Origin of the sequence: Rhizobium ruizarguesonis (assembly GCF_012349115.1) — a bacterium.
Lineage (GTDB): Bacteria > Pseudomonadota > Alphaproteobacteria > Rhizobiales > Rhizobiaceae > Rhizobium > Rhizobium ruizarguesonis.
Map to the genome: position 1 here is coordinate 94,707 of NZ_PQIG01000089.1, position 21,414 is coordinate 116,120.

The window sequence follows — 21,414 nt, forward strand, 5'->3', positions numbered from 1 at the left end:
TTTAACGATATACCAAAATTGTTATGCACGTTAGCACTTATTCTATTTGACAGTTATAGGAATCCATACCAGTTTGCCGCCGTGTGCTGGTTGGCACTCAACACGTGTGAGATCGTGGAGGAGACCTACTTCGTTTCTCACCATCTGAAGTAACTATCCAATACGGAACCTGCCACAGTTTCGGGGCGGGCGATTTTTCGTCCGCTGCTTATTAACAAGGGAGAGAGAAATGAAATCCATTATCTCATTGATGGCCGCGGCTGCCTTCGGCGTCGCTTCGTTCGTTGCACCGGCTCTGGCCGCGGATAAGGGCACTGTCGGTATTGCGATGCCGACCAAGGCTTCTGCCCGCTGGATCGACGACGGCAACAACATCGTCAAGCAGCTGCAGGCTGCCGGTTACGGCACTGACCTGCAGTATGGCGACGACGACATTCCGAACCAGCTTTCGCAGATCGAAAACATGGTCACCAAGGGTGCCAAGGTTCTCGTCATCGCTTCGATCGACGGCACGACGCTTTCCGACGTTCTCCAGAAGGCACACGACGCCGGCATCAAGGTCATCGCTTATGACCGTCTGATCCGCGATTCGGGCAACGTCGACTACTACGCCACCTTCGACAACTTCCAGGTCGGCGTTCTGCAGGCTGGCTCCATCGTTGACGGCCTCGGCCTCAAGGATGGCAAGGGCCCGTTCAACATCGAACTGTTCGGCGGTTCGCCGGACGACAACAACGCCTTCTTCTTCTATGATGGCGCAATGTCCGTCCTGCAGCCCTACATCGACAGCGGCAAGCTCGTCGTGAAGTCCGGCCAGACCGGCATGGACAAGGTCGGCACGCTGCGTTGGGATCCGGCAACGGCCCAGGCCCGCATGGACAACCTGCTCTCGGCCAACTACACCGACGCCAAGGTCGATGCCGTTCTGTCGCCTTACGACGGTCTGTCCATAGGTATCATCTCCTCGCTGAAGGGCGTTGGTTACGGTACTGCGGCTCAGCCGCTGCCGATCGTCACCGGTCAGGACGCTGAAATCCCGTCGGTCAAGTCGATCATTGCTGGCGAACAGCACTCGACGATCTTCAAGGACACCCGCGAACTCGCCAAGGTCACCGTTGCCATGGTCGATGCCGTGATGTCCGGCAAGGAGCCTGAGGTCAACGACACGAAGACCTACGACAACGGCGTCAAGGTCGTTCCGTCCTATCTGCTGAAGCCGGTTGCCGTCGACAAGACCAACTACAAGCAGATCCTCGTCGACAGCGGTTACTACTCTGAAGACAAGCTGAAGTAATGAGAAGGACCGGAGCCCGCGCTTGCGGGTTCCGGTCTTCGATTTTATGATCGCCCGGCTGGTTGACGGCTGCAGGCGCTGGAACTTTGACTATGGACAATACAATCCTCGAAATGCGGAGCATCACCAAGACGTTCCCGGGCGTCAAGGCGCTGGAGAATGTGAACCTCAAGGTTCGCCAGGGTGAGATCCACGCATTGGTGGGCGAAAACGGGGCCGGCAAATCGACCCTGATGAAGGTGCTATCAGGCGTCTATCCGACAGGAAGCTATGAAGGCGATATCGTCTATGAAGGCGAGACGCGCAACTTCAAGGTCCTGAAGGACTCCGAAGAAATCGGCATCGTCATCATTCACCAGGAACTGGCGCTCGTGCCGTTGCTGTCGATCGGCGAAAACATCTTCCTTGGCAACGAGAATGCCAAGAGCGGCGTCATCAGCTGGGACGAGACATTCAACCGCACGAAGCAGCTGCTGAAGAAAGTAGGCCTGTCCGAATCTCCGAACACGCTGGTCACCGATATCGGCGTCGGCAAGCAGCAACTCGTCGAGATCGCCAAGGCCCTCTCGAAGAGCGTCAAGCTGCTCATCCTCGACGAACCCACAGCCTCGCTCAATGAACGCGATTCCGACGCTCTCCTCAATCTGCTGATCGAGTTCCGCAAGCAGGGCATCACTTCGATCATCATTTCCCATAAGCTGAACGAGATCCGCAAGGTCGCCGACCAGATCACCGTCCTGCGCGACGGGATGACCGTCAAGACGCTCGACTGTCATGCGGACGAGATCAGCGAAGATATCATCATCCGCAACATGGTCGGCCGCGATCTTGAAGACCGCTATCCGCCGCGTTCGGTGCCGATCGGCGAAACCATTCTCGAAGTGAAGAACTGGAACGCCTACCACCAGCAGCACCGCGATCGTCAGGTCCTGCACAATATCAACGTCACCGTCCGCAAGGGCGAAGTCGTTGGCATCGCCGGCCTGATGGGGGCAGGGCGCACCGAATTCGCCATGAGCCTCTTCGGCAAGGCCTATGGCCACAAGGTTTCGGGCGAGGCGCTGATGCACGGCAAGCCGGTCGACGTCAGCACCGTGCGCAAGGCAATCGATGCAGGGCTCGCCTACGTCACCGAAGACCGCAAGCAGCTCGGCCTCGTGCTCAATGACACGATCCTGCACAATACGACGCTCGTCAATTTGGCGGCGGTGTCGAATGCGTCCGTTATCGACAGCTTTAAGGAAGCGCGGGTTGCGACCGACTATCGGTCGAAGTTGCGTATCCGTTCCTCCAGCATTTTCCAGGAGACGGTCAATCTTTCCGGCGGCAACCAGCAGAAGGTGGTGCTGTCGAAATGGCTGTTCTCCAATCCCGATATTTTGATCCTCGACGAGCCGACGCGCGGCATCGATGTTGGCGCAAAATACGAAATCTATACTATCATCAACCAGCTTGCCGCCGATGGAAAGGGCGTTCTGATGATCTCGTCGGAAATGCCCGAACTGCTCGGCACGTGTGACCGCATCTACGTGATGAACGAAGGGCGCATCGTCGCGGAACTGCCGAAGGGAGAAGCAAGCCAGGAAACCATCATGCGCGCTATCATGCGCTCAGGGGAGAAGAAACAATGACGCCGATCAATCAACCCATCGCTGAGCAAGGGCGTGTCGTCTCCATCGGAGACTACGTTCGCGGCAACATCCGCGAATATGGCATGTTTATCGCGCTTATCGCGATCATGGTGTTCTTCCAGTTTTCGACCGGTGGCGTTCTCTTCAGGCCGCTCAACCTGACAAACATCATTCTGCAGAACTCGTTCATCGTCATCATGGCGCTCGGCATGCTGCTGGTGATTGTTGCCGGCCATATCGATCTTTCGGTGGGATCCGTCGTCGGCTTTATCGGCGCTATCGCCGGCGTGATGACGGTGCAATGGCACACCAACTATGTCCTGGCGGGTATCGTCTGCCTCGCCATGGGCGCGCTTGTCGGCGGCATCCAGGGCTATTTCGTCGCTTATCACAAGATCCCGTCCTTCATCGTCACGCTGGCCGGCATGCTGGTCTTCCGCGGCCTGACGCTGTTCGTGATGACGGCATCGGGGACCGGCACCAGCATCGGTCCTTTCCCGCCGGCATTCCAGCTGATCAGCATCGGCTTCCTGCCGAACGCTTTCGATATGGGCGGCATCAACTCGACCTCGATCATTCTGACCGTCGTTGGCGCCGTAACCCTCTTCTATCTGGCATGGCGCAAGCGTCTATCGAATGAAAAGCATGGCAATGACGTCGAGCCGCTGGGCTTTTTCCTCGCCCAGAACGCCCTCGTCACCCTCGCTATTCTGGCGCTCGGCTACCAGCTGTCGATCTATCGCGGCTTCCCGAATGTGCTTATGGTCATGCTTGTTCTGGTGGCTGCCTATGCCTTCATTACCCGCCGCACGACGATCGGCCGCCGCATCTACGCCATGGGCGGCAATGAGAAGGCGACGAAGCTTTCCGGTATCAACACCGAGCGGCTGACCTTCCTGACGTTCGCAAACATGGGCCTGCTTGCCGGACTGGCCGGCCTGATCGTTGCCCTGCGTCTCAACTCGGCGACGGCCAAGGGCGGCTTTGGTCTTGAACTCGACGTGATCGCGGCCTGCTTCATCGGCGGCGCATCCGCCCAGGGCGGCGTAGGCAAGGTGACCGGCGCTGTTATCGGCGCTCTGATCATGGGCATCATGAACAACGGCATGTCGATCCACGGTCTCGGCACCGACTCGCAGCAGATGGTCAAGGGTGCGGTGCTTCTCGCTGCCGTGTTCTTCGACGTTTACAATAAGAACAAGGGCTGAGCTTAGCTCGGCACCCGCTCGCAGTCATATGAAACCTGAATTCCGGCTCCGCATGGAGCCGGAGAGGCGTAGCTGTGCCATCGCCAAAGGAAAAGGATGAGTAACGTGCTTATTTCACAGATCAAGGGTGCAAACGGAGAGATCATCGTCGCCGTGCGCGAGCCGGGCGGCGATGCCAAGTCGGTCAAGAACGCCGTCAGCGTCTATGCGCTGGCGATGGAGGCCGCAGACGGCGGCAAGTCCCTTGCCTCAGTCATCGAAGCGCATGGCTACGGAGATGCGGTCGATCTTGAAAAGGCCTATGCGGAAGGCCGCTTCCTGCCGCCGATCACCCATCCCGATGCCGCGCACCTGCATCTGACCGGCACTGGCCTGACACATTTGGGCTCGGCGGCAACGCGCGATTCGATGCACAAGAAGACCACCGAAGCCGCCGAGGAAACCCTCACGGACTCGATGAAGATGTTCAAGATGGGCCTCGAGAACGGCAAGCCGAAGGCTGGCGAAAAGGGTGTTCAGCCCGAATGGTTCTACAAGGGTAACGGCTATGGCGCCGCTGCCCCTGGCGCGCCGCTGGTTTCGCCTTCCTTCGCGCTCGATGGCGGCGAAGAGCCTGAAATGGCCGGCATTTATGTGATCGCCAAGGACGGCTCGCCCTTCCGCATCGGCTTTGCGCTGTCGAACGAATTTTCCGATCACGTCACCGAGCGGATTAACTATCTCTATCTCGCCCATTCGAAGCTGCGTCCGGCAAGCTTCGGCCCGGAAATCCGTGTCGGCGCGGCCCCGGAAGATATTCGCGGCACCTCGCGCATCAAGCGCGGCGATAAGGTGATCTTCGAAAAGCCGTTCCTGTCCGGTGAAGCGAACATGTCGCACACCTTCGCCAATCTGGAATATCACCATTTCAAATATGGCCTCTTCCGTGCTCCAGGCGATGTTCACGTCCATATGTTCGGCACGGCGACCCTTTCCTTTGCCGATGGCGTCAAGACCGAAGAGGGCGACGTCTTCGAGATCGAGGTCGGCGAATTCGGCCTGCCGCTCCGCAATCCGCTGAAGGTGGCGGCCGAGGAAGAGATCGCCGTCAGGCAGCTCTGAAATTCAAGACCTGGCCGCATTTGGCGGCCGGATCGTTGCTCGTAAACGGGTAAAGGAGGCTTGTTAAGCCCATGACCATTTATCAAAACCTGATCGCCGGCGAATGGGTCGGCTCGAACGCGACGAAGAATATCAACCCGTCGGATACGAACGAAGTCGTCGGCCTCTATGCCGACGGCAGCGCTGATGACACGAGAAACGCCATCGCTGCCGCCAAGGCCGCTTTCCCGGTCTGGTCGCGCTCGGGCATCTGGGAGCGCCACGTCATCCTGAAGAAGGCTGGCGACGAGATCATGGCGCGCAAGGACGAACTGGGCGCGCTGCTTGCCCGCGAAGAAGGCAAGACGCTGCCGGAAGCGACCGGCGAGGTTATCCGCGCTTCGCAGATTTTCGAATTCTTTGCTGGCGAGGCGCTGCGGCTGGCCGGAGAGGTTCTCCCGTCGGTTCGCCCGAATATCGGCATCGAGATTACCCGCGAGGCTCTCGGCGTCATCGGCATCATCACGCCGTGGAACTTCCCGATCGCCATTCCCGCCTGGAAGATCGCGCCGGCACTCTGCTACGGCAACACCATCGTCTTCAAGCCGGCCGAACTGGTGCCCGCCTGTTCCTGGGCGATCGTCGATATCCTGCACCGCGCCGGCCTGCCGAAGGGCGTGCTGAACCTCGTCATGGGCAAGGGCTCGGTGGTCGGCCAGGCCATGCTCGAAAGCCCCGACGTTCACGGCATCACCTTCACCGGTTCCACCGGCACCGGCAGACGTGTCGCCGCCGCCTCCATCGAGCATAACCGCAAGTTCCAGCTGGAAATGGGCGGCAAGAACCCGATGGTCGTGCTTGACGATGCCGATCTCAACGTCGCCGTCGAGGCAGCCGCCAATTCCGGCTTCTTCTCGACCGGCCAGCGCTGCACAGCCTCTTCGCGCCTGATCGTCACCGAAGGCATTCACGACAAGTTCGTCGCAGCACTCACCGACAAGCTGAAGACGCTGGTCGTCGACAACGCCCTGAAGGCCGGCACTCATATCGGCCCTGTCGTCGATGAGCGGCAGTTGAAGACCGATACCGACTATATCGATATTGGCAAGTCGGAAGGCGCCAAACTCGCCTTCGGCGGCGAGGTTATCTCGCGCGACACGCCCGGCTTCTACCTGCAGCCGACGCTGTTTACCGAGGCGACCAACCAGATGCGGATTTCGCGCGAGGAGATCTTCGGGCCTGTGGTGTCGGTGATCCGGGCGAAGGATTACGACGAGGCGCTTGCCATCGCTAACGATACGCCGTTCGGCCTTTCGGCCGGCATCGCCACGACGAGCCTGAAACATGCGACGCACTTCAAGCGCAATTCTGAGGCCGGCATGGTGATGGTGAACCTGCCGACGGCAGGCGTCGATTTCCACGTGCCGTTCGGCGGCCGCAAGGGTTCGTCCTACGGTCCGCGCGAGCAGGGCAAATACGCCGCCGAATTCTACACAACCGTCAAGACCGCCTACACGTTGGCTTGAGACAAAGGCGATGACCCCAGGCCGTACGAGGCGGTCTGGCGACATCCTGAAGGATAGAGACTATGAAAAAGAAAGCGGAATGGCCGCGCAAGCTGAGGTCGCAGGAATGGTACGGCGGTACGAGCCGCGACGTGATCTATCACCGCGGCTGGCTTAAGAACCAGGGTTATCCCCACGACCTGTTCGACGGCCGGCCGGTGATCGGCATCCTCAACACCTGGTCGGATATGACCCCGTGCAACGGTCATCTCAGAGAGCTCGCCGAGAAGGTCAAGGCGGGCGTATGGGAGGCTGGCGGTTTCCCGCTTGAGGTGCCGGTGTTCTCGGCATCCGAAAACACCTTCCGCCCGACCGCGATGATGTACCGCAACCTTGCCGCGCTCGCGGTGGAGGAGGCGATCCGCGGCCAACCGATGGATGGGTGCGTACTGCTGGTCGGCTGCGACAAGACCACGCCGTCGCTTATCATGGGGGCGGCTTCCTGCGACCTGCCTTCGATCGTCGTCACCGGCGGGCCGATGCTGAACGGCTATTTTCGTGGCGAACGGGTCGGCTCGGGCACGCATCTGTGGAAGTTTTCCGAAATGGTGAAGGCCGGGGAGATGACGCAGGCCGAATTCCTCGAGGCCGAGGCCTCGATGAGCCGTTCGTCGGGCACCTGCAACACCATGGGCACGGCCTCGACCATGGCTTCCATGGCCGAGGCGCTCGGCATGGCGCTCTCCGGCAACGCCGCTATCCCGGGCGTCGATTCCCGCCGGAAGGTCATGGCGCAGCTTACCGGCCGGCGTATCGTGCAGATGGTCAAGGACGACCTGAAGCCCTCCGAGATCATGACGAAGCAAGCCTTCGAGAATGCCATCCGCACCAACGCGGCCATCGGCGGTTCGACCAATGCCGTCATCCACCTGCTCGCCATCGCCGGCCGTGTCGGCATCGATCTTTCGCTTGACGACTGGGACCGCTGTGGCCGTGACGTGCCGACCATCGTCAACCTGATGCCGTCGGGCAAGTACCTGATGGAGGAGTTCTTCTATGCCGGCGGCCTGCCGGTGGTTCTGAAGCGCCTCGGCGAGGCGGGTCTCTTGCACAAGGATGCGCTGACGGTATCCGGCGAAACCGTCTGGGACGAGGTCAAGGACGTCGTCAATTGGAACGAAGACGTTATCCTGCCGGCCGAAAAGGCGCTGACAGCTTCGGGCGGCATCGTCGTGCTGCGCGGCAATCTCGCGCCGAAGGGCGCGGTGTTGAAGCCTTCAGCGGCTTCGCCGCATCTTCTGGTGCACCGGGGCAGGGCTGTCGTGTTCGAGGACATCGACGACTACAAGGCCAAGATCAACGACGATAACCTCGATATCGACGAAACCTGCATCATGGTCATGAAGAACTGTGGGCCGAAGGGCTATCCCGGGATGGCGGAGGTCGGCAATATGGGGCTGCCGCCCAAGGTGCTCAAGAAGGGCATCCTCGACATGGTGCGCATTTCCGACGCCCGCATGTCCGGAACGGCCTACGGTACCGTCGTGCTGCATACATCGCCGGAAGCGGCTGTCGGCGGGCCGCTGGCGGTCGTGAAAAACGGCGACATGATCGAGCTGGATGTGCCGAACCGTCGGCTGCATCTCGACATTTCCGATGAGGAACTGGCGCGGCGGCTTGCCGAATGGCAGCCGAACCATGATCTGCCCACATCAGGCTATGCCTTCCTGCATCAGCAGCATGTCGAGGGGGCTGATACTGGCGCCGATCTCGACTTCCTCAAGGGATGTCGTGGAAACGCGGTCGGCAAGGACAGCCACTGACAACGTAAATCCAGGATTAGAAATCGATGAAAGGCGGGGCATCACCCCGTCTTTTTCTTTGCACTTGTTCAAAATGAAGAAATGGCGTTATATTCTGTATAAATGTACAGGAGATATGGTCATGTCTAGGACCGTTGGTGCAGCCGAGTTCAAGGCGAAATGTCTGAACCTTATCGATCAGATGGGGAAGGACGACGAATCTATCGTCATCACCAAGCGCGGCAGGCCGGTTGCCGTACTTTCGCCGGCACCTGACACCAGCGGACGCAGAAGTATCATTGGCGCGATGAAGGGCAGCGTATTGCGCTATGACGATCCGCTGTCTCCGGCTGCTGAAGCAGAAGATTGGGACGCCGTTCGTTGATCGTCATCGACACGCATATCCTCGTCTGGGCAATGCAGGACGATGCGCGCCTCGGATCACAAGCCCGGCGCATCATCGACGAGATGACGGAGAAAAGCCGGATCCTGGTTTCGGCGATTACACCTTGGGAAATCGCCTTGCTTGTTCAGAAGGGACGCCTGGCGCTCGGCGACGATGTCGGTCGATGGATCGATAGCGCATTGTCTCTGCCCGGTATCCAGCTCGCACCGATTGAGCCTTCCATCGCGATAGACAGCGTTCGGCTGCCTGGCGAGTTTCATGCCGACCCTGCCGACCGCATCATCGCTGCAACAGCCCGCTTTCATCGCGTCCCGTTACTTACGGCCGACCAGGCGATCCTCAGCTACGGCGCGCGCGGGCACCTCCAGGTTCTTGCAGCGGGGTAGGCTTTGGGTGGAGCCGTCAAGTTGCTGTCTTGGGACGGGGCCATGGTGATCCGGCGGCCCAAAACAATCCCGCTCTTGCCGTTTGAGACCGCCAGCGCCACACGCCGGAAGCAGGCGGAATTTCGGGACCGTCCGTCTCTATATTCAAGTCCAACATGTTGGTTTCGCGGCGAGCTCGGCAGCTATTCTATCGGCCCTTCGCAGGGTGCGGTAAAGCTATCTGTACGCTCAGCTCTGGCTCTGGCTTTGCATCTGTCCGCCGTCCTCGACCTTCACGGTGACCGACAGCGTTTCGCCCGGCGTGCCGATGCGCATGCCTGAAATCGGCGCGGCATCGCGATAGCAGAGACCGGAGGCGACTCTGATGTAGCGCGCATCCGGGCAGATCTCATTGGCGGGATCGAAGCCGACCCAGCCGAGGCCGGGAATATGGGCCTCGGCCCATGCATGGGTCGCAGCCTGTTCGATCTTTTCTTCCATCATCAAATAGCCAGAGATGTAACGCGCCGGCACCTGCAGGGTGCGGGCGGCGGCAATGAAAATATGCGCGTGGTCCTGGCAGACACCGCTCTTCTTCTCCAGCGCCTGTTCGGCCGTCGTCTCGGTGTTGCTGGTGCCGGGCTTATAGTCGACCGTCTCGTGGATTGCGGCCATCAGCGCGTGCATCCGGGCAAGCTCGTTATCGCCACCGACGTCCTTGATCAGTTCCTTGACGAGCTTGCCGCCCTTGGTCAATGGCGTGTCGCGCAGGAAGAGCCAAAGCGGGCAGAAGCCGGTATGCGGGCCGGTGACGCCGTTGTTGTCCTCCGTCTCGACCGCGCCTTCGGCGAGGATGCGCGTCACATCCTGTTCGCCTTCCAGCGAGACCAGATTAACGTGATTGCCGTACTGGTCGTCATATTCCACTTCGGGCGTGGCGCCTTCGACGTTCAGCGCCCAGCCGAGCACTTTCTGAGCGGGGCTGGTCGGCGGCGTCAGCCGCAGCCTTTGCAGCGAGAACTGGGTCGGTCCGTCGTAGCGGTATTCGGTGAGGTGGCTGATCTTCAATCTCATATTGTTATCCGCTTATGCATAGAACCGGTAGCCGTCGGAAATTTCCGCGCCGAGCTTGTTATTGCGCGAGACGAAATCCTCCAGAAACTCGTGCAGGCCCTGATCCATGATATCCCGGATCGCCCTTGTCTGCAGTGTCTTGCGGATTGAATCCGCGGTATCGTGGGCAGGAAGCCGCTCCTCGTAATCCTGGGCGAGATAGCCGAGATTGCTGACGATCTTCTCGTAGCAATAGGCAAGCGAGCGCGGCATCTGGACATTGAGGGTCAGGAAGTCGGCGATGTTCATCGCCCGGTATTCGCCGTCATAGGCCCAGCTATAGGCGCGGTGCGCCGAGACCGAGCGCAGGATTGATTCCCACTGGACGTTGTCGAGAGAGGAACCGACTGATGAAACCGAGGGCAGCAGCACATAATATTTCACGTCGAGAATGCGGCTGGTATTGTCGGCTCGCTCGATGAAGGTGCCGATGCGGGCAAAATTATAGAGCTCGTTGCGCAGCGTCGAACCATGGAAGGCGCCGCGGATGAGGCCGGCGCGGCGCTTGATGACATCGATCACCTCTGGCATTTCGGCCGCCTTGACGCGCTTTTCGAGCAGCGACTTCAAGTCGATCCAGCATTCGTTGGTCGCTTCCCAGGTCTCCCGCGTCAGTGCCGTGCGCACCATACGGGCATTGTTGCGGCCGGAATCGATGCAAGACATGACGCTCGACGGATTGGTGCGATCACGCAGGAGATAGTCGATCGCGTCGGCGTTGGTCAGCTTGTTGTGGCCTTCGTCATAAGCCTCGCGCACGCCCGCACTTTGTAGAACGCCATCCCAATTGTCATCGCCGTTGCTGCTGCGGGTCAGCGACATGCGCAACCCCGCATCGATCAGGCGGGCTATATTTTCGGCGCGCTCGATGTAGCGAAACATCCAGTAGAGGCCGTTTGCTGTTCTTCCGAGCATCAGTCCTCCAATACCCAAGTGTCTTTGGTGCCGCCGCCCTGGCTGGAATTGACCACCAGCGAGCCTTGCTTCAGCGCTACACGGGTGAGCCCGCCCGGAATGATCTGCACCTTGTCGGATACAAGCACATAGGGGCGAAGGTCGACGTGGCGCGGAGCAATGCCCTTGTTGACGAGGATCGGCACGGTGGAGAGCGACAGCGTCGGCTGAGCGATGTAATTGTTCGGCTTGGCCTTCAGCTTCTCGGCGAAATCGGCGCGCTCCTTCTTCGATGCTGTCGGGCCGACCAGCATGCCGTAGCCGCCGGAGCCGTGTACCTCCTTGACGACGAGGTCTTCCAGGTGTTCCAGCACATATTTCAGGCTGTCGGCTTCCGAACAGCGCCAAGTCGGCACGTTTTCGAGCAGCGCCTTGCGGCCGGTATAGAATTCGACGATCTCGGGCATATAGGAATAGATCGCCTTGTCGTCGCAAATGCCGGTGCCTGGCGCATTGGCGATGGTGATGTTGCCGGAGCGGTAGACATCCATGATGCCGGGAATACCGAGCGCGGAATCGGCCCGGAAGGTCAGGGGATCGAGGAAGTCGTCGTCGACCCGGCGGTAGAGCACGTCGATCGCCTCGTAACCGCGTGTCGTCCTCATCTTCACCTTGCCGTCGATGACGCGCAGATCCGCGCCCTCGACCAGTTCGACGCCCATCATGTCGGCGAGGAAGGAATGCTCGTAATAGGCGGAATTGTAGATGCCCGGCGTCAGCACGGCGACGCGCGGCTTGCCCTTGCAGCCGGGAGGGGCGAGCGAGGCGAGGCTCTGACGCAGCAGATAGGGATAATCCTCGACGCGCTGGACCTTGTTCTCGTGGAAGAGCTCCGGGAACATCTGCATCATGGTTTCCCGGTTTTCCAGCATGTAGCTGACACCGGAGGGCGTGCGGGCATTATCCTCCAGGACGTAAAACTGGTCCTCTCCGGTGCGCACGATGTCGGTGCCGACGATATGGGTATAGACGCCGCCGGGTGGCCGGAAGCCGATCATCTCGGGGATGAAGGTGACGTTGTTCTCGATCAGCTCGCGCGGGATGCGGCCGGCGCGGATAATCTCCTGCTTGTGGTAGATATCGTCCAGAAAGGCGTTCAGTGCGATCACCCGCTGCTCGATGCCCTGGGCGAGCTTGCGCCACTCGCGGGCGGAGATAATGCGGGGAATGATGTCGAAGGGGATGAGCTTTTCGGAACTGTCGGCATGGCCGTAGACCGCGAAGGTGATGCCTGTCTTCCGGAAGATGTTTTCCGCATCGCGGGACTTGGCAATCAGATGCGCCCGGTCTTGGCTGTTGTACCACTCGAAGTATTTTTCGTAAGGCGGGCGAGGACTTTCGTCCCCGGTAATCATTTCATCAAATGCCAAAAGCGCGGCTCCCCTTTTTGTTCATTTGAATACAACGCAAATGGCAATGCAAGAACCATGCGCAGTTCGAGCAAAAGATTTTGCGCTGCGGGAAATGGGTGAAAATCTGGGCATTTAAAGCGATGCGGTGCGGCGTGGCGGATGATCGACCTGCAGGCTTGCGCAAAATCTGAGCATGTGATCATTTTTCGTTCGGTCAAGGCGGTTGAATATGGTCATGTGCGCGAGGCTGGCCGCCCTTGGTGGTAAACCACCAGCTGGCAAAACTGCCATCGGCTCTCTGCGATCAGCGAAATTTCAGATAAGCATCAACGCTTCGCTTTTGACTGCAGTGGCCGGGTGGGGCTATCAGCACGGCGGACCCCTCTCTCCCGAGCCGCCCCATGTCCCTTGATCGCCTTGCCCCCGCCGTTTTCGTCCTCCTCTGGTCCACGGGCTGGGTGGTGGCGAAATACGCCTCGCTGCATTCCGAGCCCTTCACCTTTCTTTCGATACGTTACGCGCTGTCGGCGGCGGCATTCCTGGCGCTCTGCCTGGTGGTGCGGGCGCAATGGCCGAAAAGTCGGGCGACGGCGCTGCGCGCCATCTATTCCGGCTTCTTCCTGCATGGCTTCTATCTCGCCGGTCTCTGGTGGGCCATCGCCAATGGCGTGCCGGCCGGCATATCGGGCATCATCGCGGCGCTGCAGCCGCTGCTGACGGCAATGGCAGCTCCCTTCCTCATCGGCGAGCGGCTGCAGCAGGCGCAGAAACTCGGCCTTGCCCTTGGCTTTATCGGCATTGCCATTGCCATTTCGCCGAAGCTGCTCGGTCCGGCGACCGCCGATCTCACACATGCAGGCCTGCCGCTGGCGATCAACCTCGTCGCCATGGCGTCCGTCACCTACGGCACGCTCTATCAGAAGAAGCACCTGCAATCCGGCGACCTCAGAACCATCGCGACTTTGCAATATATCGGCGCGCTGATCCTCACCCTGCCGCTTTCGCTGATCTTCGAGCATCAGCACTTCGACGGCACCAAGCAGGCCTATGGCGCGCTCGCCTGGTCGGTCTTCGGTCTGTCGATGGGCGGCGTCGGGCTTCTGCTTCATCTGATCCGCCGCGGCCAGGTGTCGCGCGCCGCCTCGCTGATCTATCTGATGCCGCCAGCGGTCGCTCTCGAAGCCTTCATCGCCTTCGGAGAACCGCTGACCCTGCCGTTGATCGTCGGCACCGTGGTGGTCGTGACAGGCGTCTATCTCACGAACCGCAAGGCGTTCAGCGAGCATAGGCCTGCGGAGGCGTAGATAACAAAAAAGGCCGGAGATATCCCCGGCCTTTCCGTTTTTCAGTCGTTCAACGATCAGGCGCGTTCGCGGCGCTGGCCGCCGCCGTTGCGGGAGCCGGAGCCACCGCGACGATTGCCGCCGTTGCCGTCCCGGCGCGGTTCGCCGGCCTGGGCCTGCTGCGGGCCGCGGTCTTCGCCATGCTTGCGGGCCGGACGGCCATGGGCGTGGCGGCTGTTGCCGCGGTGATGGCCGCTCGGTTCGCCATTGGCGTGCGCAGGACGCTGCGGCTTTGCCGAGGGGCGGAAGTCGGAGGTCGAGGCCAGATCGTTGTCAGGACCGAGATTCGGGGCCGCTTCGCCGCGGCGCTGGCCACGGAAATCCTCATTGCGGCCGGTCGGGCGCTCCGGACGTGGACGACGCTCTTCGCCGCCGGCGCGGACTTCACTGCCTTCACCTTCGCGGCGCGGGCGGCGTTCCTGACGGCTGCCGCGATGCTCCGAACGGTTCTGGTCACCGCGGCCTTCGCCGCGACCCTGACCTTCGCGACCCTGGCCGCCATTGCGATTGCGGTTGTTGCCGTTGCCGTTGGCGCGACGGGGCGCGCCGTTCATGTTTGCCGGAGCTTCACCGCTTGCGACAGTGATGTCGATGCCCATCAGGCGCTCGATATCACGCAGCAGCCTGGCTTCATCGGGAGCGCAGAAGGCGATGGCGATGCCGTCGCGGCCGGCGCGCGCGGTGCGGCCGATGCGATGGACATAGGCGTCAGGCACTTCAGGCAGATCGTAATTGTAGACGTGGCTGACAGCCGGGATGTCGATGCCGCGGGCGGCGACGTCGGTGGCGATCAGCGTCTTGACGCTGCCGTCGCGGAAAGCCTTCAGCGCCCGCTCGCGCTGACCCTGGCTCTTGTTGCCGTGGATCGAAGCGACGGAGTAGCCGATGTTTTCGAGATGCTTCATCAGCTTCTCGGCACCATGCTTGGTGCGCAGGAAGACCATGGCGCGGCCATCAGGGTTTTCGGTCAGCGACTTGCGGAGCAGTTCCGTCTTGTCGTTTTTGCCGGCGACGAAATGGACGTACTGCTCGACCTTGTCGGCAGCCTTGCCCGGGGGCGTGACTTCGACCTTGACGGGATCGACGAGATATTCGCCGGCAAGATCGGCAATCGCCTTCGGCATGGTGGCCGAGAAGAGCATGGTCTGGCGCTTCTTCGGCACCATCTTGGCGATCTTGCGCAGATCATGCACGAAGCCGAGGTCGAGCATCTGGTCGGCTTCGTCGAGCACGAGATAACGAACCGCAGTCAGCGTGATCGCGCGGCGATTGACGAGGTCGAGCAGGCGGCCCGGTGTGGCGACGAGGATGTCGGTGCCTTTTTCGAGCTGAAGCTGCTGCTTGTTGATCGAAACGCCGCCAACGACGACATTGATGCGCAGCGGCGACTTGCGGATGAACTTCTTCAGGCTCTCGGCGATCTGGTTCACCAGTTCGCGGGTCGGGGCGAGAATCAGCGTCCGCGTCGTGCGGTTGTCGGGACGCCGTTCATCGGCGAGTAGCTTTTCGATCAGCGGCAGGCCGAAAGCGGCCGTCTTGCCGGTGCCGGTCTGGGCAAGGCCGATCAGGTCGCGGCCTTCGAGGAGGAGAGGAATTGAATGTTCCTGGATCGGCGTCGGCGTTTCGATGCCGAGCTGGAACAAAGTAGCGACGATCGGCTTGGAGACACCAAGCGATTCAAAATTAGTCAAGGCAAAACCTTTCGGGGCGCCACAACGACTGTCGCCGGAACGCACCATGCGATCCGGTTTCATTCTGGCGTCAAGAACCCCGCGTGAAGTGGGAACTTGTGAGTTGGAAAAAGCTTTCCAGCGCTTCTGGCCGCTCATGGGGAGTGCGGCACTCTATCGAAATGCGCTTTTGTCCCTTCTTCCTGCATCTGTATTTTTCAGCAGGGGCACGCTCACGCGGCGGCCGGAAGGGTGAAAGCTGACCCGCATTTGGGCTAGTTCGCGTGGAAAGTCAAGTGCAGTGCACAAGAAAGCCTCAGCCCGGGTCAGCTGAGGGCATGAAGAGGACGAAGCTTTGCGATGCTATCTCTGCGCCGTTGACGATGATGGTAATGCGATGTTCGCCGGGATAATAGCGCCGCGTGGTGATCGGCCGCATGGCGTGGCGGCGCTCAATCGCGTGGCTTTGCCCGGGAGCAAGCATTATCGTCTTGCACTTGAAGACCTTGGGTGAGAGCGAACCGTCGCCCTTCATATGGTGGATGGCATAGTCGATCATCAGCGATTGAGTGATCTCGCCGGCATTCGTCACCCGGATTTCGAAATCCAGTCCTGCGCCGAACATCACCTCTACATTCTGGATCCGCAGTTCGCATTCGAGCGAAGCGGCCACGCCGAAGCCGAAATTGGCGAGCGCCTGCGCGTGGCCCTTCTTCAGAAGCGTGCGCGAGGCGTGTTTCAGCAGCCAGCGGCGTTCGGGTGAAGCGCCGTCGATATGGCCGGCGATGAAGGCGGCGACCAGATCCGGGTGATCCTTGGCGACGTCGTTCAGGCTGTTGGCCACGGAGCGGCGCACATATTCCTCCGGATCATCCATCAGCGCGGTCAGGATGGGCAGGATCGGCGCCGGATCCTGCACGAGCTGCGGCAGGCGCATCGCCCAGGGCAGGCGCGGCCGCGTTCCCTCGCTCGCCAGCCGGCGCACATGCTGATCGGGATCGTCGACCCAGCCGGAAATGATCGCCAGCGCGCGCTGCTGGTCACGGTGGATAAAGGGGCGGATGCCGTATTCGGCCGTGAAATGCGGCGTCAGCGCCTTCAGGAGATCGAGACCGAGATCGAAATGATCGGGGCCGCGTGCGGCGATGAACTGATTGACCGGCAGCAGCATCCAGCCGGAGAGCCCCGGCCTGTCGGCGGCGGGCAGGCTCGCCTTGAGCATGGCTGCAGCCTCTCGGAAATCACCGGGAAGGGTGGCAAACAGCGCGTCGCGGATCAGAGCCGAGCGCTCCATCAGCTCCAGCGCGGTGAGGCCCTCGGTCGCCAGGGTCACGAAGCGGTTTTTATCGAAAGTCGGCGCGTTGCCGGAAATGCGATCGGCCATATCGCCGACCAATGCCTCATGCAGCAGGTTCTTGAGCGGTTCCGGCATGCTGGTCCTTCCTCTCTATGCGACCGCCGCATGCGGCCCGCATGAGGGCAGCATGGTCTGCGTGGTGCGAGCTTTAGCGTATCGGTGCCGTCGATTTCCTTGGAATGAGGGTTGGGGCCGAGATCCGAATACGCTCGTCGGCAGGGCTGTTGTCACCGGCAAGAAGATCAAGGGCGTTTGATGCAATTTGCTCAAACGGCACCCGCAACGTCGTGAGCGGCGTGGGGAGGTGGCTGACAATCGGAATGTCATTATAGCCTACGATCGAGATGTCCTGCGGCACGGAAAGGCCAAGTTTCGTCAGTCCCGACAAGGCGCCGATGGCGGTATTGTCGTTGACGGCGAAAATAGCGGTTGGGCGCGGACTAAGATGCATCAGTGTCTCGACGGCTACCGCACCGGACTCGATGCCGAATGTCGAGGGAATGATGTATGAGGGGTCTGCCTTCAATCCAGCTTCTTCCAGGGCGTGGCGGAAACCCTCCACTCGGCCCCGCGAACTGGAGGCATAGGATGGACCGGCGATGACGCCAATTCTGCGATGGCCGAGATCGAGGAGGTGGCGGGCGGCGAGGTACCCACCGAGCCTGTCATCGCCGACCGACGAGAGGCTGTGGCCATCCGTCCGGAGTGCGAGGACATAAGGAATACCGCGTTTTGCCAGCTCGTCCGGAAAGTCATCGTCTTCCCGCGCTGTCGAAAGAATCAGACCATCGACACCGCGTTTCAGCAGAGACCCGGCCGCAAGCCGGTCTGCCTTTGGCTTGTCGTCGGTCGTTGCGACAATCGCGAAGCGGCCACTACGGCTGCAGGCCTTGGCCAGTGCTTCATAAAGCATGGCCATGACCGTATCCGTCAGCCTGGGCACGATCACCCCGATTGTCATCGTGTTGCCGCGCCTGAGGCTCGCTGCGGAAACATCCCGAACGTATCCGAGCTCTTCGGCAACCTTGCGCACGCGCCGCGCGGTCTCGCTGTCGGAGCGGGGAAGCCTCTCGTCCAGTATGCGGGACACGGTAGATTTGGAGACACCGGCTGCGGCAGCGACGCCGTGAATAGTGACGCGGGTCTGTCCCGGAACTTCATCCGTCTTTGAATTCATTGAGCCTTTTCCATTCGAGTCGGCAATCGGCCGTCGCCATTCTGAGCATGCACCAAAAAAGATATTGACTCCAGAGAATTCGAGAACGATAGTGGGAACGTTCCCGTAAACGATCCTATATCGGTCGCGAATGAACCGCGATCGCACGAAGGAGGAGACCAATATGCAACCGATGGATATGCGCGGGCTGAGCCCGGCCCCCGTTACCGCTTTCACCCGCGACGGTGAAGTTGATCACAAAGCCAACGCCAAACTCGCCAAATGGCTGGTCTCGATGGAAGGCGTCAAAAGCCTCGTCATCCTCGGTCATGCCGGTGAGGGCACCTTCCTCACGGAAGAGGAGCGCCTCGCTCTCATCCGCACTTATGTTGAAGCAGTCGACGGTGCCGTTCCGATCATTGCCGGGATTACCGGTGAAGGCACGAGGGTCGCCGCTGAAGAGGCCAGGAAATGCAAGGCTGCTGGGGCTACCGGCGCGCTCGTCTATCCCAACCACGGCTGGCTGCGTTTCGGCTTTCAGAAGGGAGCGCCTCAGGATCGCTACAAGGCAATCTGGCAGGAGTCTGGCCTCCAGTGCATCCTGTTCCAGTATCCCGACGCCACCAAGGCATCATACGATCTGGATACACAGCTTGCGATTGCCACCCAGGAAGGCGTCGTCGCTACCAAGAACGGCGTGCGAAATATGAAGCGCTGGTATGTCGAAATTCCGGAGCTGAAGAAAGCCAATCCAAAGCTGCAGGTTCTGAGCTGCCACGATGAATGGCTGCTGCCAACCATGTTCGATGTCGACGGTCTGCTCGTCGGTTATGGCAATATCGCGCCCGAGCTGCTGATCGACCTGATCAAAGCCGGCAAGGCACAGGACTATCCGGAAGCGCGCAAGGTCTTCGAACGCCTTCTTCCGGTGACGCGTGCCGTCTATCACCGTGGCTCTCACATGGAAGGCACCGTGGCCCTGAAACTCGGCCTTGTCCACCGCGGTATCCTTGATCACGCCACGATCCGCGAGCCGCTGAAGAACCTTGGCGAAAAGGCCGAAGCAGAGATCTTTGCTGCCTTCGACGCCGCCGGTATCGGTCGCGTTGACCAGTTGCTGGCAGCCGAGTGACCTCTTTGACGCCCCTGCGCAGGTCGCAGGGGCGCATTCCCAAGGGAGGAGGAAACCATGGAAACCCGCCGCAGACTTGAACGTCTTTGAAGGCCATTGCTCTGACGTGACGAACTGACGCGCAGTAGCAACCATCAAGCAGGAGCGCCCCTGGCCGGGAGAGTGGTAGTCCACGGGGCGAGAAGGAGGAACCAATGAATGTCATGCAGCCTATGCCGGCTGAGACGGCGAATGCCGCTGATCCTCAGGCCGAAATCAGCGCTCGTCTGGAGCGCCTTCCCATCACCCGCGAGGTATTCTGGGCGCGCAATATCGTCGGCGCCGCAACGTTCTTCGACGGCTACACGGTCATCGCCATTGCTTATGCCATGCCCGTCCTCGTCCGCGAGTGGGGCCTGACTCCCTCACAGACCGGCACGATCCTGTCGATGGGCTATCTGGGGCAGTTGATCGGTGCGATCCTGTTTGGCTGGCTTGCCGAGAAGGTCGGCCGGCTGAAAGTTCTTCTGTTCACGATCCTGCTCTTCGTCAGCATGGATGTCGCATGCTTGTTTGCCGCCGGGGCCGGCATGATGATGGCCTTCCGTTTCGTCCAGGGGATCGGCACGGGCGGCGAGGTTCCGGTCGCCAGCGCCTATATCAACGAGTTGATCGGATCGAAGGGGCGCGGCAAGTTCTTCCTCCTCTATGAGGTCATGTTCCTGCTGGGCCTCGTCGGCGCCGGGCTGATCGGCTACTTCATGGTACCGGTTTACGGCTGGAAGGCGATGTTCGTCGTCGGTCTCGTTCCCGCAATCATCATGATTCCTCTGCGCTGGTTCCTGAAGGAATCACCGCGTTGGCTGGCTGCCAACGGCCGCTATGGCGAAGCAAACGCTATCGTCACCCGCATGGAAGAAAGTGCTCGTGCAGCCGGCAAGGAATTGCCCGAACCGAAGCTCCTCCAGGCGCCGGTCCACCGCAAGTCGGACTGGCGCGAGCTCTTCCAGGGCGTCTACTTGAAGCGGACGCTTTCCATCTGGGCAATGTGGTTCACTGCCTATACGGTCGCCAACGGTACGATCACCTGGCTGCCGACCCTGTATCGACAGGTCTTCAACCTCCCGCTTCAAACCAGCATCTTCTATGGGTTCCTGACATCAGTCGGAGGCGTCATCGCCGCTGTCATCTGCGCGCTGCTCATCGACAAGGTGGGACGCAAACGCTGGTACACGGGGGCGCTGCTTCTCGCTCCCGTGCCGCTGCTGGCTCTCGCATGGCTCGGCGCGACCTCTCCCATCCAGGTTTTGGTTCTAGCCGGCCTCGCTTATGCGATCGTCCAGACCGTCACATTCTCCCTTTACCTGTACTCGGCAGAGATCTACCCGACGCGCCTGAGGGCATTGGGAACCGGAACCGGCAGTGCCTGGCTTCGCCTGGGATCGTCGACCGGCCCGATCATCGTCGGCACGGTGATGTCTTCCATGGGCATTCAGTATGTCTTTGCGAGCTTCGCAGCCATTCTGATCGTCGGTGCAATCATCACGATGTTGTTTGCGGTAGAAACCAAGGATCGCGTGCTGGAGGAGCTTTCTCCGTAACGGTTGAAAATACGGTCTGATCGGCTTGATCTGGCGGATGAAAATCCGCCAGTTTCATTTGGTCGTTGGTGAGGGCACTCGGTCGGCGCCGCCGGGAGGTCAAGCGCCGCCGGATGCGGTTTGCGCTATCGCTGGCAGACTTTAACGCGATAGGGATTGCCCCAATCATCGTGCAACCATTCGAAGTGGCAATAGTCTGGCCGGTAGTAGGTCCGGTAGACGGGATAGGGGCGGTAAGCCGGATAGGCGGGATAGACCGGGTAGGCGGGACGGGCGGCCTCCGACAGCAGAGCGCCGCCGACGACGCCGGCTGCAAGGCCGCCCCAGAAGGCATCGCGTGGACGGGCATCGGCGGTGGTGGCGGTAGCGAGCGAGGCGCCGGCAAAGGTCAGGGCGATCAGGCCCGTCGCCATGGTCTTATGAAGAACGGACATGGTATTTTCCTTTCATGGGCATGGCTTCCATA

The 21,414-nt window shown here is 60.5% G+C and carries 18 protein-coding genes; 11 read left to right on the forward strand and 7 right to left on the reverse strand.

All coding sequences use genetic code 11. From position 1 onward, the window contains the following. Positions 1-229: 229 nt before the first annotated feature. From chvE to C3Y91_RS22050, 8 genes are all read left to right on the forward strand, one after another. Positions 230-1,294 (forward strand): multiple monosaccharide ABC transporter substrate-binding protein, encoded by a 1,065-nt coding sequence (chvE, locus tag C3Y91_RS22015; protein WP_003561803.1) that lies wholly within the window; start codon positions 230-232, stop codon positions 1,292-1,294. 92 nt (positions 1,295-1,386) lie between these two features. After that, the gene (gene mmsA, locus C3Y91_RS22020) at positions 1,387-2,925 is read left to right on the forward strand and encodes a multiple monosaccharide ABC transporter ATP-binding protein (protein WP_024319450.1); all 1,539 of its coding nucleotides are present in this window, start codon (positions 1,387-1,389) and stop codon (positions 2,923-2,925) included. Further along, entirely contained in the window at positions 2,922-4,133 is a 1,212-nt protein-coding gene (mmsB, locus tag C3Y91_RS22025) for a multiple monosaccharide ABC transporter permease (protein WP_003561801.1), read from the forward strand. The genes mmsA and mmsB overlap by 4 nt, the downstream gene beginning before the upstream one ends. 105 nt (positions 4,134-4,238) lie before the next feature. Then, positions 4,239-5,234 carry an AraD1 family protein gene (araD1, locus tag C3Y91_RS22030; protein WP_026238650.1) on the forward strand — a complete coding sequence of 332 codons (996 nt, stop codon included), beginning with the start codon at positions 4,239-4,241 and terminating at the stop codon, positions 5,232-5,234. A gap of 71 nt (positions 5,235-5,305) precedes the next feature. Next, positions 5,306-6,739: an aldehyde dehydrogenase family protein gene (locus tag C3Y91_RS22035; protein ID WP_024319452.1), complete on the forward strand. Its 1,434-nt coding sequence runs from the start codon at positions 5,306-5,308 to the stop codon at positions 6,737-6,739. A gap of 62 nt (positions 6,740-6,801) precedes the next feature. Continuing rightward, the gene (gene araD, locus C3Y91_RS22040; protein WP_018073838.1) at positions 6,802-8,541 is read left to right on the forward strand and encodes an L-arabinonate dehydratase; all 1,740 of its coding nucleotides are present in this window, start codon (positions 6,802-6,804) and stop codon (positions 8,539-8,541) included. Positions 8,542-8,662: 121 nt separating this feature from the next. Further along, positions 8,663-8,905, forward strand: a complete 243-nt coding sequence (locus C3Y91_RS22045) for a type II toxin-antitoxin system Phd/YefM family antitoxin (RefSeq protein WP_024319453.1) — start codon at positions 8,663-8,665, stop codon at positions 8,903-8,905. Next, entirely contained in the window at positions 8,902-9,312 is a 411-nt protein-coding gene (locus C3Y91_RS22050) for a type II toxin-antitoxin system VapC family toxin (protein ID WP_017965460.1), read from the forward strand. Before C3Y91_RS22045 ends, C3Y91_RS22050 begins: the two co-directional genes overlap by 4 nt. A 228-nt stretch (positions 9,313-9,540) precedes the next feature. Here the strand turns inward: C3Y91_RS22050 and C3Y91_RS22055 are convergent, their stop codons facing one another. Genes C3Y91_RS22055 through C3Y91_RS22065 form a run of 3 tightly spaced genes read right to left on the reverse strand, consistent with a single transcriptional unit; the run spans position 9,541 to position 12,728 of the window. Beyond that, a complete protein-coding gene (locus C3Y91_RS22055; protein ID WP_168575787.1) occupies positions 9,541-10,365 on the reverse strand; it encodes a transglutaminase family protein in 825 nt (274 codons plus the stop codon). Positions 10,366-10,377: 12 nt separating this feature from the next. Next, positions 10,378-11,319, reverse strand: a complete 942-nt coding sequence (locus tag C3Y91_RS22060; protein ID WP_168575788.1) for an alpha-E domain-containing protein — start codon at positions 11,317-11,319, stop codon at positions 10,378-10,380. After that, the gene (locus tag C3Y91_RS22065) at positions 11,319-12,728 is read right to left on the reverse strand and encodes a circularly permuted type 2 ATP-grasp protein (protein WP_168575789.1); all 1,410 of its coding nucleotides are present in this window, start codon (positions 12,726-12,728) and stop codon (positions 11,319-11,321) included. Before C3Y91_RS22065 ends, C3Y91_RS22060 begins: the two co-directional genes overlap by 1 nt. A 383-nt stretch (positions 12,729-13,111) precedes the next feature. On the opposite strand from C3Y91_RS22065, the gene C3Y91_RS22070 reads away from it, so the two are divergent. Further along, complete coding sequence (locus tag C3Y91_RS22070; protein WP_018495267.1) at positions 13,112-14,014, forward strand: DMT family transporter; 903 nt, start codon at positions 13,112-13,114, stop codon at positions 14,012-14,014. A 56-nt stretch (positions 14,015-14,070) separates the two neighbouring features. Here C3Y91_RS22070 and C3Y91_RS22075 read toward each other — a convergent pair whose 3' ends face one another. From C3Y91_RS22075 to C3Y91_RS22085, 3 genes are all read right to left on the reverse strand, one after another. Further along, positions 14,071-15,792, reverse strand: coding sequence for a DEAD/DEAH box helicase (locus C3Y91_RS22075; RefSeq protein ID WP_024319455.1), 1,722 nt, complete (start codon positions 15,790-15,792; stop codon positions 14,071-14,073). A 247-nt stretch (positions 15,793-16,039) separates the two neighbouring features. After that, complete coding sequence (locus C3Y91_RS22080) at positions 16,040-17,155, reverse strand: DNA alkylation repair protein (RefSeq protein WP_024319456.1); 1,116 nt, start codon at positions 17,153-17,155, stop codon at positions 16,040-16,042. Between the two features lie 73 nt (positions 17,156-17,228). After that, on the reverse strand, positions 17,229-18,257 hold the full coding sequence (locus C3Y91_RS22085) for a LacI family DNA-binding transcriptional regulator (protein ID WP_075224561.1): 1,029 nt from the start codon (positions 18,255-18,257) through the stop codon (positions 17,229-17,231). 163 nt (positions 18,258-18,420) lie between these two features. Between C3Y91_RS22085 and C3Y91_RS22090 the strand changes: the two genes are divergently transcribed. Continuing rightward, positions 18,421-19,368 (forward strand): dihydrodipicolinate synthase family protein, encoded by a 948-nt coding sequence (locus C3Y91_RS22090; protein WP_024319458.1) that lies wholly within the window; start codon positions 18,421-18,423, stop codon positions 19,366-19,368. A 194-nt stretch (positions 19,369-19,562) separates the two neighbouring features. Next, positions 19,563-20,948, forward strand: a complete 1,386-nt coding sequence (locus C3Y91_RS22095) for an MFS transporter (RefSeq protein ID WP_168575790.1) — start codon at positions 19,563-19,565, stop codon at positions 20,946-20,948. Positions 20,949-21,073: 125 nt separating this feature from the next. Here C3Y91_RS22095 and C3Y91_RS22100 read toward each other — a convergent pair whose 3' ends face one another. After that, on the reverse strand, positions 21,074-21,382 hold the full coding sequence (locus C3Y91_RS22100) for a hypothetical protein (protein WP_003561784.1): 309 nt from the start codon (positions 21,380-21,382) through the stop codon (positions 21,074-21,076). Positions 21,383-21,414 lie beyond the last annotated feature (32 nt).